General features: G+C 46.8%; 1 pseudogene. It reads left to right on the top strand.

Going from position 1 to position 201, the window contains the following annotated elements:
- Positions 1-201: pseudogene (locus tag CHH91_RS20185) on the top strand (carbohydrate ABC transporter permease); the annotation flags it as partial.

Raw genomic sequence — 201 nt, 5'->3', positions numbered from 1 at the left:
TTTTTACAATGTTCTTTAGCGGGGGAATGGTGCCGACCTATTTGCTCGTCCGTGATTTAGGAATGTTGAACACGATTTGGGCTGTGATCGTGCCTGGGGCAGTATCGGTGTACAATGTCGTTATTATCCGCACATTCTTCCAGAATATCCCTAATGAACTGCGGGAATCGGCAGAGTTGGATGGCTGTTCCAACATCCAAT

It is taken from the genome of Virgibacillus sp. 7505 (assembly GCF_002272135.1).
In the GTDB taxonomy this organism is placed as follows: Bacteria; Bacillota; Bacilli; order Bacillales; family Amphibacillaceae; genus Terribacillus.
This window is presented reverse-complemented; position numbering and strand designations above follow the sequence as displayed.